Origin of the sequence: Streptomyces sp. 150FB (assembly GCF_000818195.1) — a bacterium.
In the GTDB taxonomy this organism is placed as follows: Bacteria; Actinomycetota; Actinomycetes; order Streptomycetales; family Streptomycetaceae; genus Streptomyces.
In genome coordinates this window covers 6823551-6837737 of sequence record NZ_JTHL01000001.1, presented here as the reverse complement: position 1 = coordinate 6837737, position 14187 = coordinate 6823551, and the positions used below count along the sequence as shown (strand labels likewise).

The following is a 14187-nucleotide window of genomic DNA, read 5'->3' as shown; positions in this document are numbered from 1 at the left end:
CCAGGCCCTTACCTCAGCTCCGCGGTCGACGGCGGCGTACGGTCACCGCGCCGCGCGTCACGCGCCCGCCGTCCGGCTGGTCTTGACGCGGTTGCGGTGTGCGGCCTGTTTCGCGCGGTTGCCGCAGATCGCCATGCTGCACCAGCGGCGGACATGGCCCCGGGTGTGGTCGGCGAACAGGAGCGTGCACGCCGGGCCTTCGCACGCCTTGACGTACGAGAAGTCCTCCTCGCTCAGGAATCTCGCCAGCGCTTCGCCGATGGGCAGGAGCAGTGCGTCCGGCGAGCGCCAGCGGCGCAGGGTCTCCAGCCGGAGACCGCCCGCGCTCCGCTGGTCGGCGGCAGCGAGCTGGAGGAATCCCTCGTCGCGTGCGAGCAGTCGGTTCAGCGGCGCCAGTTCCTCGACGGCTTCCGGCCCGAGGGGGCCGCCCCTGTGTGCGCGGACGAACAGCCTGAACCATTCGCGCAGACTCCGCGCCTGTGCCGCGACCTTGTCGAGTTCGCCGGGTATGGCCTGCTCCCGCAGCGAGGCGAGCGCGTCGGCCGGCACCAGCCGCGCCTGCTCCAGCCAGGCCAGCAGCCCGTCACCGTCGTCGATCCAGTCGATCTCGGTGTCGACCGGCGTGGCGATCGAGTTGAGGAAGTCCAGGCCGAGCGTGTCGGCGAGGAACAGAGCCGGAGCCTGCTGAACCATCGTGCGATCCCTCCTGTGGGTGCCGTCCCGGCGCGTGTCGTCGCGGACGAAGTATTTGAATTCGACAGTAACCACCTTGAGCCCAGTTGACAAGTTACTAGGCCCCTCGTAACGTCTCTAGCGGCTTCAGGGCGGTTACTCAACGGGACGCCGCCCCCGCCGCCCGAGCGAGCGAGAGTTGTCCCAGAAGGAGCAGGGAATGTCCGAGAGCAACGTCGGAGTGGTTCTGGCGCACGGCGCCTGGGCCGACGGATCGAGCTGGCACAAGGTGATCGCCGGACTGCGGTCCGAAGGGGTGCGCGCGATCGCGGCGCCGCTGCCGCTGACCTCACTGGCCGACGACGTCGCGGCGCTCGACCGGACGGTGGAGCTGTTCGACGGCCCGGTCGTACTGGTCGGGCACGCCTACGCCGGCGCGGTCATCGCGTCGACGAAGGAGAAGAAGGCCGCTTCGCTGGTGTACGTGGCCGCGCTCGCCCCGGACGAGGGCGAGACCGTGGGTGACGTCTTCTACCGCACGGAACCGCACCCCCAGGCCCCCGAACTGGGTCCCGACCGGCACGCGCTGATCAGGCTGCCCGAGGAGGCGTTCGCCACGGCTTTCGCCCAGCACGCCTCGGCGCACGAGCAGGCACTGCTGGCCGCCACGCAGCGGCCGCTCGCCGCGGCGAGCATCGGCGTACCGGTGGGGCGTCCGGCCTGGAAGGACCGGCCGAGCTGGTTCCTCGTGGCCGAGGAGGACCGCATGATCCCCGCGGAGACGCAGCGCTTCATGGCCGAGCGGATGAAGGCCCGGGTGCGTACGGCCCCCGTCGACCACATGCCCATGATCACGGCGCCGTCCACGGTCGTCGACATCGTGCTGGAAGCGGTACGCGAGGTCGAATCCGCCCGGTGACGGCCGCCTTGGTCGACCTCTCGCCTAATAACCTTTTCAGAAAGACCAAGGCAGTTACTCACGTCGTTCATCTCAAACGCACCTGCGGCCCCACGCCATAGGCCGCAAACTGGATAGAAGGAGGGTTTTCATGACTGACATCACATATCGCTCAGTGGACGTGGACGGCCGGAAGGTGTTCTACCGGGAGGCCGGAGCACCCGAGGCGCCGACCCTGCTCCTGCTGCACGGATTCCCCTCGTCGAGCCACATGTTCCGGGACCTGATCCCGCTGCTCGCCGACCGGTTCCACATCGTCGCGCCCGACCTGCCCGGCTTCGGCAAGTCGGACATGCCTCCGCGAGAAGATTTCGACTACACGTTCGAGAACATGACCAATGCGATCGATCGGCTGACGGAAATCCTGGGCCTCGAACGCTTCGCTCTGTACGTGTTCGACTACGGCGCGCCCGTCGGGTTCCGGATCGCCACCCGGCACCCCGAGCGGATCACCGCGATCGTCTCGCAGAACGGCAACGCGTACGACGAGGGCCTGAGCGACGGCTGGGCTCCTGTCCAGGCGTACTGGAAGGACCCGTCGCCGGCCACCCGCGAAGGGATCCGGATGCTCGTGCAGCCGGAGACGACCATCTGGCAGTACACGCACGGTGTCCCGGACGAGGCACGGGTCAGCCCCGACGGCTACGGACTGGACAACTACTACCTCGCACGCGAGGGCGCCCAGGAGATCCAGCTCGACATCTTCCTCGACTACGCGACGAACGTGGCGCTGTACCCGAAGTTCCAGGAGTACTTCCGGACCAGCAAGCCGCCGCTGCTCGCGGTGTGGGGCAAGAACGACCCGTTCTTCCTGCCGGCCGGCGCCGAGGCCTTCAAGCGCGACATCCCCGACGCTGAGGTCCGCTTCATCGAAACCGGTCACTTCGCGCTGGAGACGCATGCCGAGGAGATCGCGACCGCGATCCGCAAGTTCCTCAACGCGTAGGCGCGGGACCGGTGTCGAACCCGGTGTCGAACCCGTCGGATCCGTCCGGTCGCACGAGACCGGGTCGGCACAGCGTTTTCATTGAAGGAGAGATTGACATGCCGAACTCCGTAGCAGTGGTCACGGGGGCCAGCCAGGGTATCGGTCGCTCCACGGCGATCCGGCTGGCGCAGGACTTCGCCTCGGTGGTGCTCGTCGCGCGTAACCGCGCCCACCTTGAGGAGACCGCGGCCGAGGTGAAGGCGGCGGGGGCCGAGCCCCTCGTCATCGACCTGGACCTCGCCGATCCGTCGGCGGCCGCGACAGTGGTCAGCAAAACGCTGGAGGCGTTCGGCCGCATCGACGCCCTGCTCAACATCGCGGGCGCCGTGCCGCAGATCGATGTGCTGGAGATGACCGACGAGCAGTGGGACGCGGGCATGGCCCTCAAGCTCCACGGTGCGCGGCGACTGACGGTCGAGGCCTGGCCCGCACTGATGGAGTCCGAGGGTTCCGTCGTACTGATGTCGGGCAACTCCGCCATCTTCCCCAAGGCGCCGTACGGGGCCGTCGGTACGATCAACGCCGCGATCGCCGCCCTCGCCAAGGCCTTCTCCGACCGTGGCATCACCGATGGCGTCCAGGTCAACAGCGTCCTGCCCGGCCCGGTGATGACGGGCCGCCGCCGCTCGTATCTCGAACACTGGGCGCCCCTGCACGACATGACCGTCGAGGAGGCGACCGAGACCTTCCCGAAGAAGGCCGAGATCACCCGCTTCGGCCGGCCCGAGGAGATCGCCGATCTGATGGCGTTCGTCGTCTCACCGGCGGCCCGCTGGATGACCGGGTCGACGCTGCGCATGGACGGCGGCGAGGTCAAGTCCGTCTGACGGTCTCGGCGGGGACCTGGTCGGGGGCCGGCGGGGACGTCGGCGGGCGAGGGCAACACCGTACGACCGCACGTAAAGGAGAAAGATCATGGGTCTGGCCTGGCAGCAGGGCCCGCTCGCGCACGGCGCGATCGGCAGGTTCCTGACGCCCGCTCCGCTTCCCGAACGGCTGTTGTTCGCCGAACGCCTGCGGCGCAGGATGCGGGTCCGGTTCGGCGGCGAGTGGATCGCCGACAGCGAGAACGTCATGCTCCTGCACGAACCCGACCGGTACCCGGTGGCGTACTTCCCCCTGGAGGACGTCAATCCGGGCGTACTCGAGCCGAGTGACCGGGTCACGCACCACCGTGACCTGGGGGACACGTCGTGGTACGCCGTGGACCAGGGGCAGCACCACAGCGAGCGGGCCGCCTGGCAGCACGTCGCCCTGCCCGACCACGCCAAGGAGTTCGAAGGGCGGGTGGCGTTCGCCTGGCGGGCCATGGACTCCTTCTACGAGGAGGACGAGCGGATCCTCGGGCACGCGGCCGACGCGTACCACCGGATCGACATCCGGAAATCCGCGCGTGAGCTGGAGGTCCGCGACGGTGACCGGGTGGTGGCACGGTCGGCGCGTCCGACCGTTCTGTACGAGTCCGGGTTCGCCCCGCGCTGGTACGTGCCGCGCGCCGACATCGACGAGAGCGCGCTCATCCCCGTGGAGGGGCAGACGTTCTGCCCGTACAAGGGGCTGGCCGACTACTACGACATCGGTGACGCGGCAAAGGCCGCCTGGTCGTACCGGGACGCCTATTCGGAAGTGGGGACGGTGTCCGACATGGTCTCCTTCGAGGCCGACAAGGTGGCCGTCTTCCTCGACGGCGAACGGCTGGAGCCGGAACCCGGACAGGGAGTCGTCTCGCACGGCGTCGACCGGGGTCTGGACGTCGACGAGCTCCGTACGCCCTGACCGGCAGGCCCGCTTCCGGCACCCGGTGTCCGTCATCCCGTGTCCGGAATCCGTGTCCGCCATCCGGTGTCCGACAGAGGAGGGTGTGAGATGGCGAAGCTGCTCGCGGTCAACGTGGGACTTCCCAAGGACGTCCCCTGGCAGGGGCGGACGGTCCACACCGGCGTGTGGAAGCACCCGGTCGAGGGGCCGCGCATGGTGCGCAGGCTCAACATCGACGGGGACGGCCAGGGCGACCGCGCGGGGCACGGCGGGGAGCAGCGGGCGGTCTTCGTCTACCAGATCGACTCCTACCACCACTGGGCGGAGCACTTCGGCCGGGACGACTTCGTCTACGGGCAGTTCGGCGAGAACTTCACGGTCGAGGGCCTGCCCGACGACGAGGTGTGCATCGGCGACCGGTACCGGATCGGCACCGCGGAGTTCGAGGTAACCCAGCCGCGGGTGACCTGCTACCGGGTGGGGCTGCGGATGGACGAGCCGCAGATGGCGGCCCTGCTGGTCTCGCACCGGCGGCCCGGCTTCTACTACCGGGTCATCACGGAGGGCGAGGTGACCGCCGGCGACGAGATCGTCAAGATCGCCGACGGTCCGGAGTCCATCACGGTCACCGAGCTGGACGCCATGCTCTACCTGCCGGAACACCCGCGCGAGAAGCTGGCGGACGCGCTGCGTGTCCCGGCGCTGAGCCCGGGGTGGCGTACCTCGCTCCAGACGCTGCTCGATCAGGGCGAGACCGGCGGGGCGGGCGGCAACCCGGCGCTGAGCGGGGCGGCGGGCGGTCGGCCGCCCGGCTGGTCGGGCTTCCGGCCACTGCGGGTGGCCCGGATTCACGACGAGTCGAGCCGGATCTTCTCGCTGACGCTCACGTCCGAGGACACCGACAAGCTGGCGGCGCCGCTGCCGGGCCAGTTCCTCACCGTGAAGATGCACCCGGCGGCGGAGGCGCCACCCCTGATCCGCAGTTACTCCCTGTCGGGCGCTCCCACGGGCGGCGAGTACCGGATCACCGTCAAGCAGGAGCCGCACGGCGCGGGCAGCGGATACCTCCGTGACCGGGTGAGCGTCGGCGACACCCTGGAAGTGGCCGCGCCTCGCGGCACGTTCACCCTGGCATCCGCTGAAAGTCCGGTGCTGCTGGTGTCGGCCGGTGTGGGGGCGACGCCGAACCTGGCCATGCTGCACGCGCTCGCCGAGGAACGCTCGGAGCGCGAGGTCTGGTGGCTCTACGGGGCCCGCAACGGGCTGGAGCATCCGTTCGCCGAGGAGGCGCGCTCGCTGCTCGCGCGACTGCCCAACTCCCATGGGCGCGTGTACTACAGCGCGCCCCGGGACGAGGACCGCGCGGGCGTCGACTACGACGAGGCGGGCCACCTGTCGACCAAGTCGTACGGGAGCCTGGGCGTGCCGAAGACGGCTGAGGCCTACCTGTGCGGGCCGCCGGCCTTCCTGACGGACCTGTCGGCCGCGCTCGCCGACTACGGGCTGGCACCCGACCGGATCCGCAGCGAGGTCTTCGGCAGCCAGTCGGCGATCAACCCCGGTGTGATCGACAACAAGCCCGCCGAACCACCGCACCCGCCCCCGGGCAAGCCGGGCACGGGCCCCTCCGTGTCCTTCGCGCGCAGTGGCCTGAACGTCAACTGGGACCCGGAGAAGTACACCAGCCTGCTCGAACTCGCCGAGGCCTGCGCCGTACCCACGCAGTGGTCCTGCCGCACCGGAATCTGCCACACCTGCGAGATCGGCCTGCTGTCGGGAACGCTCGCGTACTCACCGGAACCTGTCGACCCACCGGCCGAGGGCAACGCGCTGACGTGCTGCTCCACGCCGGAGGAGGACATCGTCCTGGACATGTGACGAACGGGCACCACCGGCCCCCGCCGCCGGGGGTGCGCCTGCCATCCTGATGCGCTCCGGGATCGGGCCGGCTGACCACCTGCGTTCGCTGGGCATCCCTGTCGTGGCCGACCTGCCGGTCGGTCTGCGCATGCGGAACCAGCCCTTCTACTTCAACGTGTACGCACTGCGCCCCGGCAGACTCGCGATGATCCCGCCTGGAGGAGCGCTTGTCTGGACCGGGTCCAGCGAAGCCGGTGACGACGAGCTCGACATCCACATCTCGGCGACTCATCTCATCGATCCGGCCTTCAGCCCGCCCGGGGGTGCCGTCGTTCTTGCCGCGTCGATCGTCCGGCCGGACTCGGTCGGTTCCTTCCGCCTCAGCAACCGTGACCCGAAGGACGCGCCGGTCATCGACTACAGCTTCCTCGCGGAGCGACGGGACCTGAGCCGAATGGTGGAGGCCGTCAAGCTCAGTCGACGCATCGGCGCCAACAAGTTGTTCTCGGAGGTCGCGGAGTCCGAGCTCCTGCCTGGGGACGCTGTGCGGGACGATGCGACGCTTGAGCGAACCATCCTCGACAACCTCGGCTCGTACGAGCACACCGCCACGAACCTGACGACCATCATGACAGCGGAATACATCTTCCAGCGGGCATACAGCAAGTAACTCGCCGGGTTCGGTGGAGGCGGGCTCCGGTGAGGGGGCGGGCGGACGCTGGGGCTGCTGGGGCTGCTCGGGTTCCTGGGGCTGCCGGGGGTCCCGGCCGGGGGCTGATTTACCCTTGCGAAGTCCGCCGTCCCAGGGACCGGCGGCCAAGACCACCCTGAATCCGCAGGTCAGACAGTTGAGCACCGCTGAGGACACCATGAGCGCCATACCCGACGAGCCGTCCCCGCGTTCCGGCCCGGAGGCGTCGTCCGACGTGGTGCGGGTACGGACGCCGGAGGACCTCGACGCCTCCGCTCTCGCCCGTATCGCCGGCGGCAGCCGGATCGCGCTGGATCCGGCTCTGCTCGACCGGGTACGCGCCAACCGGGCCGTGGTGCTGGCGGCCCTGGCCGACGGCGAAGTCGCCGTGTACGGGGTGAACACCGGCATGGGCCGGCTGTCGGACCGCCGGCTCAGCACGGCGGACCAGGCCGAGCACCAGACCCGGCTGCTGATCGCCCGCGCCGTCGGCGGACCGCCGTGGCTGCCCGTACCGGACGCGCGTGCCGTACTCGCCGTCAAACTGAGGGCGTTGCTGTCCGAGGAGTCCGGGGTCGGTCCGGAGTTGTGCGCGTACGTCGTGGCACGACTCAACGACGGCTTGACACCCGCGATCCCCCGCGAGGGGATCGGCTCGGCCGGGGAGATCATCCCGTTGTCGCACGCCTTCCAGACCCTGTTGGGGATCGGATACGTCCTGCAGGGCGCGGACGGCTCGGACGGCATGGCCGGCGTGGGCGGGCGGGTGATTCCCGCCGCGCGGGCCCTGGAGCGGCGGGCGGCGGAGCCGGTGCGGCTGGGCCCGAAGGAAGGGGTGTCGCTGATCCAGGGCTCCCCGATGGCCACCACGCACGCGGTCCTGCGCGGGCTGGAAGCGGCTTCGGCGGTACGGCACCAGACGTACGCCACGGCGTGCACGATCGACGCGCTGGCCGCGCCCCGCGAGATCTACGATCCGGCGGTCACGGCCGGGCACGACGACATACTCGGGGACATCCTGCGCGACCTGCGCCGGCTCACCGCTGAGGGATCCGTACGCGATGTGCTCCAGGCGCCGGTGTCGGTACGGGTGGCACCCCAGGCGCTCGCCCATGCCACGCGGACGCTGGACGATCTGCGCGAGGCGGCCGACCGTATGCTCCACGCGGTGACCGACTCACCGGCGTTCCTGTCGGGGCGGTTCGTGTCGACCGGTGGGTATCACGCGGTCGAACTGGGCCTGCGGATGGACGCGGTGACCGCCGCGCTGGTGCACCTCGGCGAGGGGAGTACGGCGCGTCTGCACCGGCTGCTGGACGAGCGTTTCAGCGGACTTACGCCCCAACTCGCCGTCGACCCGGGCCCGCAGACCGGACTTGTCACGCTGCACAAGCGAGCCGTGGGCGAACTCCACTCGCTGCGGCGGCTGGCCGCGCCCGCGACGCTCGGGTCCATGGACACCTCGTCGGGCCAGGAGGACTTCCAGGCCTTCGCCTGGGCGGCGGGCGAGCAGCTACGCGAGGCGGTGGGCCGTCTCCTGTCCATCACCGCCTGCGAGTTGATCGCCGCCAACCAGGCCCAGTTCCTGCGGGACACCCCGGGATCGCCCGCGCTCGCCCCACTGCTCCGGGCGGTGGCCACTGTCGTTCCGCCCGTTGTCGAGGACCGCCCGCTCGGCCCGGAGATCGAGCGCCTGGTCGAGGCGCTGAGGGACGGCTCACTGCTATCCGGAATCGCCGGAGGGTCGGTGGCGGAGGGACCGACATCGCCGGGCGGCCTGGCAACGGCTTGATCTGATACGAGTGTTGAGCGGACCCCACACCGGTGGGAGCGTGCACCTGTGCGGCCGGAATGCGACGCTCCGGTGGGGCGGTGCCGACCCGGGGCGGGACGGGCCGGGGAGGGGAAGAAACGGCCTTCCGACACTTTGGTTCAGGTCCGTCTGATCAGAAAGAAGTCCTGGTTGTCGGACGGTTCCTGGGCTTCTCCGGTAGAAACCAGATCCATGGCGCACCGCCTTGACGGACGTTCGCTCGACGCCATCCAGGAGTCCACCCCGAGTGGTGGGAGATCTCGGTGGCTCGCACCGAACACACCGTATTCACGGCAGTGTTTCGCGCGTGTGCCGAGGGATTGGTCGCCCCGCCGCCGGGATCAACAGGCGCCGGAGCGCGATCAGTTCAACCGAATTCAGGCAATGATCGAATGGAGTCGAGCGTCACGGCCGTACGACAAAACACCATGTCACGCGGGTGGGGGGGACATGGGGCGGCCACGAAGGGTTTTCGGGGAGGGCTCGGACAAAAGATCGCCGGCTGAAGACATCGCCCCCGAAAGGCCGCCGGAGCGCGGCCGGGACGAACAGCGGCTGCGGAGCGACGAGTTCACATCCGGCCTGATCACCCGCCGGCGGCACCGCATAGGTGCTGGTCAGGTGGCGTCTGGCCGCTCCTCGCACATCACATGGCGTCGATGCGGCGCTATGGCGACCGCTCTGACTGACGCGCTCCGCCGCTATCCGGCAGCAATGCGCCATGTCGGCCGAAGCGATCACATCTTTGGGCCATGGAGAGGGCCATAAGGGAGGAGCGAAAAAGGCCCTGCCGCTACTCCGCCCCGACGTCCGAACGCTCACCCTCGCGGGGAGCATCACCGTTTCACGGTGGACCTCAACTCGGCCCGGTCAGCGCGAAGATCGCGTGATCGACCACATCCCACGGGGCCGTGATCGCGAGGGCGATCTGCACGAACCACTGCTGCCGACCCGCGATCCCATAGGGCTTCGAGAGGCTTGAATCCACCCTTTCCCGAGCTGGCACACCGAGGCATTCCAGCCACCCCAGCCGTGACCGTCCGTCCCGATACACGCCGCTGCGGCAGAGATCCACTCCCCCGGCTTTCGGACACCGCAGGCAGCAGGCAAGTGCCGTGAGAATCCAGCGAATTCGGAGACACCAGCCCACGCATGGAGGATCACATTCCGCCTCTCAGACCCTCGCGCGGCCGCCATGCGCGTCCGACCCCGTACGCCCCCACACCACGACGCCCCCCAGGCCCTCAGAAGTGCCGGGCAAGGCCCTCGACACACGGCCCTGCAACCGCCCCGGCCACAAAAGCGGAATGCCCTTCAGACAGTCATCGGCAATCCCCCACGCCCTCTTCCGGCGCTCCCGGAGACCGTCGGACATCTCGGCCGGGAGTGAGCCGCTTCGAGCTCGTGACGGTGTCTCGCCGCATCGGGGAAACATTTCCTTAACCCGGCGCAGAAACCTGGGCCATAACCGGATTCCAACATTCCGTACGAGTTGGGCAATGAGCAAGTCAAAGAACCGGAGAGCCGGGCCACTCCATAAGTAAAAAGTTCCAGTTCGAATACATTCACCAAACCACAACCCTTCGCGGCCGACCTTTCCCGGAACACCCCATTCAGAGTTGAACACCCACCCAACTGACGGTAAAGTATTGAACAGGAAGCGCTCTTGTTACGGGATCGGCCTCACCATGAAACATAACGATGGATGCACGCAGCAGAAAAGAGGCTGCATCGTTTCATGGTTCGATTCCGGGGCATACGAAGACGGGCCACCGGTGAGAACCAGTGGCCCGCAGCAATTCGTGTCAGCCCTTGATGTATTCCGGCGAGATGCGAGGCGGCCAGCTACCCACTCCGAAAAGGCCCATGGAATACGCCTTGGAAACAAGCGCGGCCCGGTTGGAGACCTTGAACTTCCGCAGCATGTTGCTCACGTGGTACTCGATGCCCTGCCGGCTGAGGTAGAGGTTGGCGGCGAGCTGCACCGTGGTCACGCCGGTGGCCACGCCCTCCAGGATTCGGGCGTCGATCGGCTTGAGGAGCTTCTTCGGGCTGATCAGGACCCGGGCCTCGTCGTCGAGCCGGTCAGGCGTGACCAGCAGCACGAAGGTCTTGACGTCGCCGACCTCGCCGATGACGACCATCCCGGTGAGGTCCCAGGCGAACTCCGTCTGCGTCGACCAGAGGACGGGGAGGCGCTCCATGAAGTGGTTGCAGCGGCGCTGCTGGAGTCGCTCGAACTGGCGGAGCACATGCTGCCGGACCGCAGGGTGCAGCAATTCGGATACTGCTCGCTCGCGAAGCTCACGAGCATGACAGCCACTGTGATCCTTGAAAGCGCTGTTCGTTTCCTTGATCCGCATCCGCGGATCCATCACAGCGAGCCCGACCCCGGTCTGTTCCACATTTTGAAGGAATATCTCGCCGTATTCATCGGCCCGGACCAGCGAAGTGCCGGCGATAGTCCTCAGACCGCCGTGCCGCCTGTCCGACAATCCACTCTCGGCGTGGCCGGCTGATCGGCCACCTGCATCGAGGTCTCTCTCTTCGGCCACGGCACTGCTGAACAAAGCCATGCTGAACTCTCCCCGTTTTGTCATACACACCTTGGTCGGAGGCGGGCCGGACCACGGGTACCGGACCTCTCTCCAGACATTCTCGGCAGGGAGGTCGTTCAGTCCCCGTTGGGTTGACCAAGACGGAAACGCCGTTTTTTTCTGTCCGCGAGAAGGCGCATACAATCAGTTGAGTGGACGATCGGTGCACTCCCCTGCGGAGCTTCGGCCGGTCCGCCCTATGCTCCGGCTCAAAAGCTATCAGCCGACTGGCCGCAGGGATATAGATTTGAGGTTGCCCTGAGGCTCCTAACGAGTTTTTCACCTGCCAACGGTTGAATATAAAAACAGGTATTGCACAAGTCCGGAACACAGCCCGTCACTCATATTCCGACACTCACCGGACACTCCCGACACACCAGTCACGCACCGTCCAGTTCGCGGTCGATCAGGTCGAACATCTCGTCGTCGGAGATCGCTTCGAGGTCCTCGGCGGTGCCCGCCTCCCAGTGGCGCAAAACGCCACGAAGGCGATCGACGACTTCACGCCGTACGCGTTCGTCGCCGGCCACGGTGCCGAGGTCGACTTCCAGCCGTTCGACCGCGGTCAGCGGGACGGTCTCCGGGGCCCCGTCGGTGGGGGCGCCGACGGCTCGGAGTGTCAGTTCGGCGTTGAGGTACGAGGCGAGCGCGGCCGGGGTCGGGTGGTCGAAGACCGCTGTCACCGGGATCCGCAGTCCCGTCACCGCGTTGAGCTTGTTGCGCAGGTCCACCGCGGTGAGCGAGTCGACCCCCAGCTCGCGGAACGGCCGTGAGGCCCGTACCGCATCCGGTGTGGCATGGCCCAGGGTGCCGGCCGCACGCTCACGGACCAGCCGCAGCAGTTCACGTCGGCGCTCGTCCTCGCCCAGGGCCAGCAACCGGACGGCCGGACTCCCGGTGTCGGTCACCGCGGCCACGGGCTTCGCCGCCGCCCGGGCCTCGGACAGCTCGGCCAGCAGGGGCCGGGGCCTGGACAGCGTGTACAGCTCGGCGAAGCGCTCCCAGTCGACCCGCGCGACGACCTGCGCGACGGCGTTGTCGTCCAGGATCCGCTGAAGGGAGTCGATGGCTTGTTCCGGTGCCATCCGCAGCACTCCGTTGCGTTCGAGACGGGCGGCCTCGGCGGCGTCGACCATGCCGCCGCCCTCCCACGCACCCCAGGAGACGCATGTCGCCGGCAGGCCCCGGCTCCGGCGGTGCCGGGCGAGCGCGTCCAGGTACGCGTTACCGGCGACGTACGCGCTCTGGCCCGCGTTGCCCCAGATACCGGCCGCCGACGAGAACAGGACAAACGCGTCAAGCGGATGGTCCGCCAGCAACTCGTCCAGATGGCGCGCACCACCGGCCTTCGCCGCCAGCGCCTCGCCCAGCTCGTCGAGTGTGAGGTCGGTCAGTGGGCAGGCGGGACCGGTGACCCCGGCGGTGTGCACCACTCCGGTGAGATCGCCGTCCGCACGGATCTCGACAAGCAGTTTCTCGACCGCGGTGCGATCGGCGAGATCGCAGGCCACCACGGTTGCCCGCGTTCCCAGCGCGGCCAGCTCGGCGACCAACTCACCTGCTCCCGGGGCTTCTTCACCACGCCGGCTCGTCAGCACCAACCGCTCGGCACCCCGCGCGGCGAGCCACCGCGCCACATGGCCGCCCAGCGCACCCGTACCCCCCGTGATCAGCACTGTCCCACGCGGCCGCCACGAACCTCCGGTGGGCGCACCACCGGCACGCGCCCGCACCAGACGACGCCCGAACACCCCCGAACGCCGTATCGCTACCTGATCCTCGCCATCCCCACGAACCAACACACCGCACAACCGGTCGTAGATCGCGGCATCCGATTCGGCCGGGAGATCCACCAGACCGCCCCAGGTGGTCGGCGTATCGAGACTCGCGACGATTCCGAGGCCCCAGGCCTCCGCCTGGAGCGGATGGTCGAGCGGCTCGGCGCCGTCCACGGCGACGGCCGAGGTCGTCAGGGACCACAGCGGGGCGGTGACGCCGAGGTCGGCGAGCGACTGAAGAAGAACGGCGCCGGTCGCGAACCCGCTGGTCAGCGCCGGGTGACCGGAGTACGGACGGTCGTCGGTACTCAGCAGCGAGAGCACACCGGTCGGCCCGTTCTCGGGCAGTACGGTACGGACCGCCTCCGCCACCGCCCAGCGCTCGGGGCGTTCGACCGGTAGGGACGCGATCGCCACGTCGGCGCCGTTGCGCCGCAGCGCCTCGGCGACGGCGGGCACGGAGATGTCCCCCTCGGCGGCAACCACCAGCCAGGTGCCACTGAGCGCGGAGGCCGCTGCCGGCTCGGTGAGCGGGGCCCAACTGACCTCGTACCGCAAGGAGTCGAGATCCGACCGGAGCGCCTCCCTCCGGCGCCACTCGTTGAGGGCGGGCAGCACCTCCTCCAGCGCACCGCGCTCGACAGCGAGTGTGTCGGCAAGGGCGGACATGTCCTTACCCTCGACAACCCGCCAGAACTGGGCGTCGACGGAGTCGGCCGCCGCCGAAGCGGGAGCCTTGGCGTCCAGCCAGTAGCGGCTGCGCTGGAACGCGTACGTCGGCAGATCGACCACCCGCCTGCCCTGCCCGAAGACGCGTCGCCAGTCGACATCCACGCCCTGGACGTGTGCCTCGGCCAGCGACATCAGGAATCGCCCGGCACCGCCCTCACCACGCCGCAACGAGCCCACCACCACGGTCGGCGCTTCCACCGCCGCGTCCAGCACACCCTGGACACCCATCGCCAGCACCGGATGCGCACTGCACTCGACGAACGCGGTGAAGCCGTCCCCTGCCAACTCCCGTACGGTGGGCTCAAACTCGACGGTACGGCGCAGGTTCTCGTACCAGTAC

The 14187-nt window shown here is 68.6% G+C and carries 10 protein-coding genes; 7 read left to right on the top strand and 3 right to left on the bottom strand.

The features are described 5' to 3' along the window. Positions 1 to 57: 57 nt before the first annotated feature. Positions 58 to 693, bottom strand: a complete 636-nt coding sequence (locus QR77_RS29345) for an ABATE domain-containing protein (protein ID WP_040025028.1) — start codon at positions 691 to 693, stop codon at positions 58 to 60. 199 nt (positions 694 to 892) lie between these two features. Between QR77_RS29345 and QR77_RS29340 the strand changes: the two genes are divergently transcribed. From QR77_RS29340 to QR77_RS29310, 7 genes are all read left to right on the top strand, one after another. Further along, positions 893 to 1591 (top strand): alpha/beta hydrolase, encoded by a 699-nt coding sequence (locus QR77_RS29340; protein WP_040025027.1) that lies wholly within the window; start codon positions 893 to 895, stop codon positions 1589 to 1591. Positions 1592 to 1721: 130 nt separating this feature from the next. Then, complete coding sequence (locus tag QR77_RS29335) at positions 1722 to 2576, top strand: alpha/beta hydrolase (RefSeq protein ID WP_040025025.1); 855 nt, start codon at positions 1722 to 1724, stop codon at positions 2574 to 2576. Positions 2577 to 2674: 98 nt separating this feature from the next. Next, positions 2675 to 3445 carry an SDR family oxidoreductase gene (locus tag QR77_RS29330; RefSeq protein ID WP_040025024.1) on the top strand — a complete coding sequence of 257 codons (771 nt, stop codon included), beginning with the start codon at positions 2675 to 2677 and terminating at the stop codon, positions 3443 to 3445. Positions 3446 to 3533: 88 nt separating this feature from the next. Then, positions 3534 to 4394, top strand: a complete 861-nt coding sequence (locus QR77_RS29325; protein WP_040025022.1) for a DUF427 domain-containing protein — start codon at positions 3534 to 3536, stop codon at positions 4392 to 4394. A gap of 90 nt (positions 4395 to 4484) precedes the next feature. Then, on the top strand, positions 4485 to 6254 hold the full coding sequence (locus QR77_RS29320; RefSeq protein WP_040025021.1) for an MOSC and FAD-binding oxidoreductase domain-containing protein: 1770 nt from the start codon (positions 4485 to 4487) through the stop codon (positions 6252 to 6254). 49 nt (positions 6255 to 6303) lie between these two features. Next, positions 6304 to 6906, top strand: a complete 603-nt coding sequence (locus tag QR77_RS29315; RefSeq protein WP_052489142.1) for a GMC oxidoreductase — start codon at positions 6304 to 6306, stop codon at positions 6904 to 6906. A gap of 199 nt (positions 6907 to 7105) precedes the next feature. After that, on the top strand, positions 7106 to 8719 hold the full coding sequence (locus tag QR77_RS29310; RefSeq protein WP_078877298.1) for an aromatic amino acid lyase: 1614 nt from the start codon (positions 7106 to 7108) through the stop codon (positions 8717 to 8719). 1826 nt (positions 8720 to 10545) lie between these two features. Here the strand turns inward: QR77_RS29310 and QR77_RS29300 are convergent. Both QR77_RS29300 and QR77_RS49245 read right to left on the bottom strand, forming a co-directional pair. Beyond that, a complete protein-coding gene (locus QR77_RS29300; RefSeq protein WP_078877296.1) occupies positions 10546 to 11316 on the bottom strand; it encodes a LuxR C-terminal-related transcriptional regulator in 771 nt (256 codons plus the stop codon). A gap of 401 nt (positions 11317 to 11717) precedes the next feature. Beyond that, on the bottom strand, positions 11718 to 14187 hold a 2470-nt coding region (locus tag QR77_RS49245), incomplete at its 5' end, for an SDR family NAD(P)-dependent oxidoreductase (RefSeq protein ID WP_040025019.1).

Coding starts and splice junctions, on each gene's coding strand:
- QR77_RS29345 (WP_040025028.1), bottom strand. CDS start 693: ATGGTTCAGCAGGCTCCGGCTCTGTTCCTCGCCGACACGCTCGGCCTG.
- QR77_RS29340 (WP_040025027.1), top strand. CDS start 893: ATGTCCGAGAGCAACGTCGGAGTGGTTCTGGCGCACGGCGCCTGGGCC.
- QR77_RS29335 (WP_040025025.1), top strand. CDS start 1,722: ATGACTGACATCACATATCGCTCAGTGGACGTGGACGGCCGGAAGGTG.
- QR77_RS29330 (WP_040025024.1), top strand. CDS start 2,675: ATGCCGAACTCCGTAGCAGTGGTCACGGGGGCCAGCCAGGGTATCGGT.
- QR77_RS29325 (WP_040025022.1), top strand. CDS start 3,534: ATGGGTCTGGCCTGGCAGCAGGGCCCGCTCGCGCACGGCGCGATCGGC.
- QR77_RS29320 (WP_040025021.1), top strand. CDS start 4,485: ATGGCGAAGCTGCTCGCGGTCAACGTGGGACTTCCCAAGGACGTCCCC.
- QR77_RS29315 (WP_052489142.1), top strand. CDS start 6,304: ATGCGCTCCGGGATCGGGCCGGCTGACCACCTGCGTTCGCTGGGCATC.
- QR77_RS29310 (WP_078877298.1), top strand. CDS start 7,106: ATGAGCGCCATACCCGACGAGCCGTCCCCGCGTTCCGGCCCGGAGGCG.
- QR77_RS29300 (WP_078877296.1), bottom strand. CDS start 11,316: ATGGCTTTGTTCAGCAGTGCCGTGGCCGAAGAGAGAGACCTCGATGCA.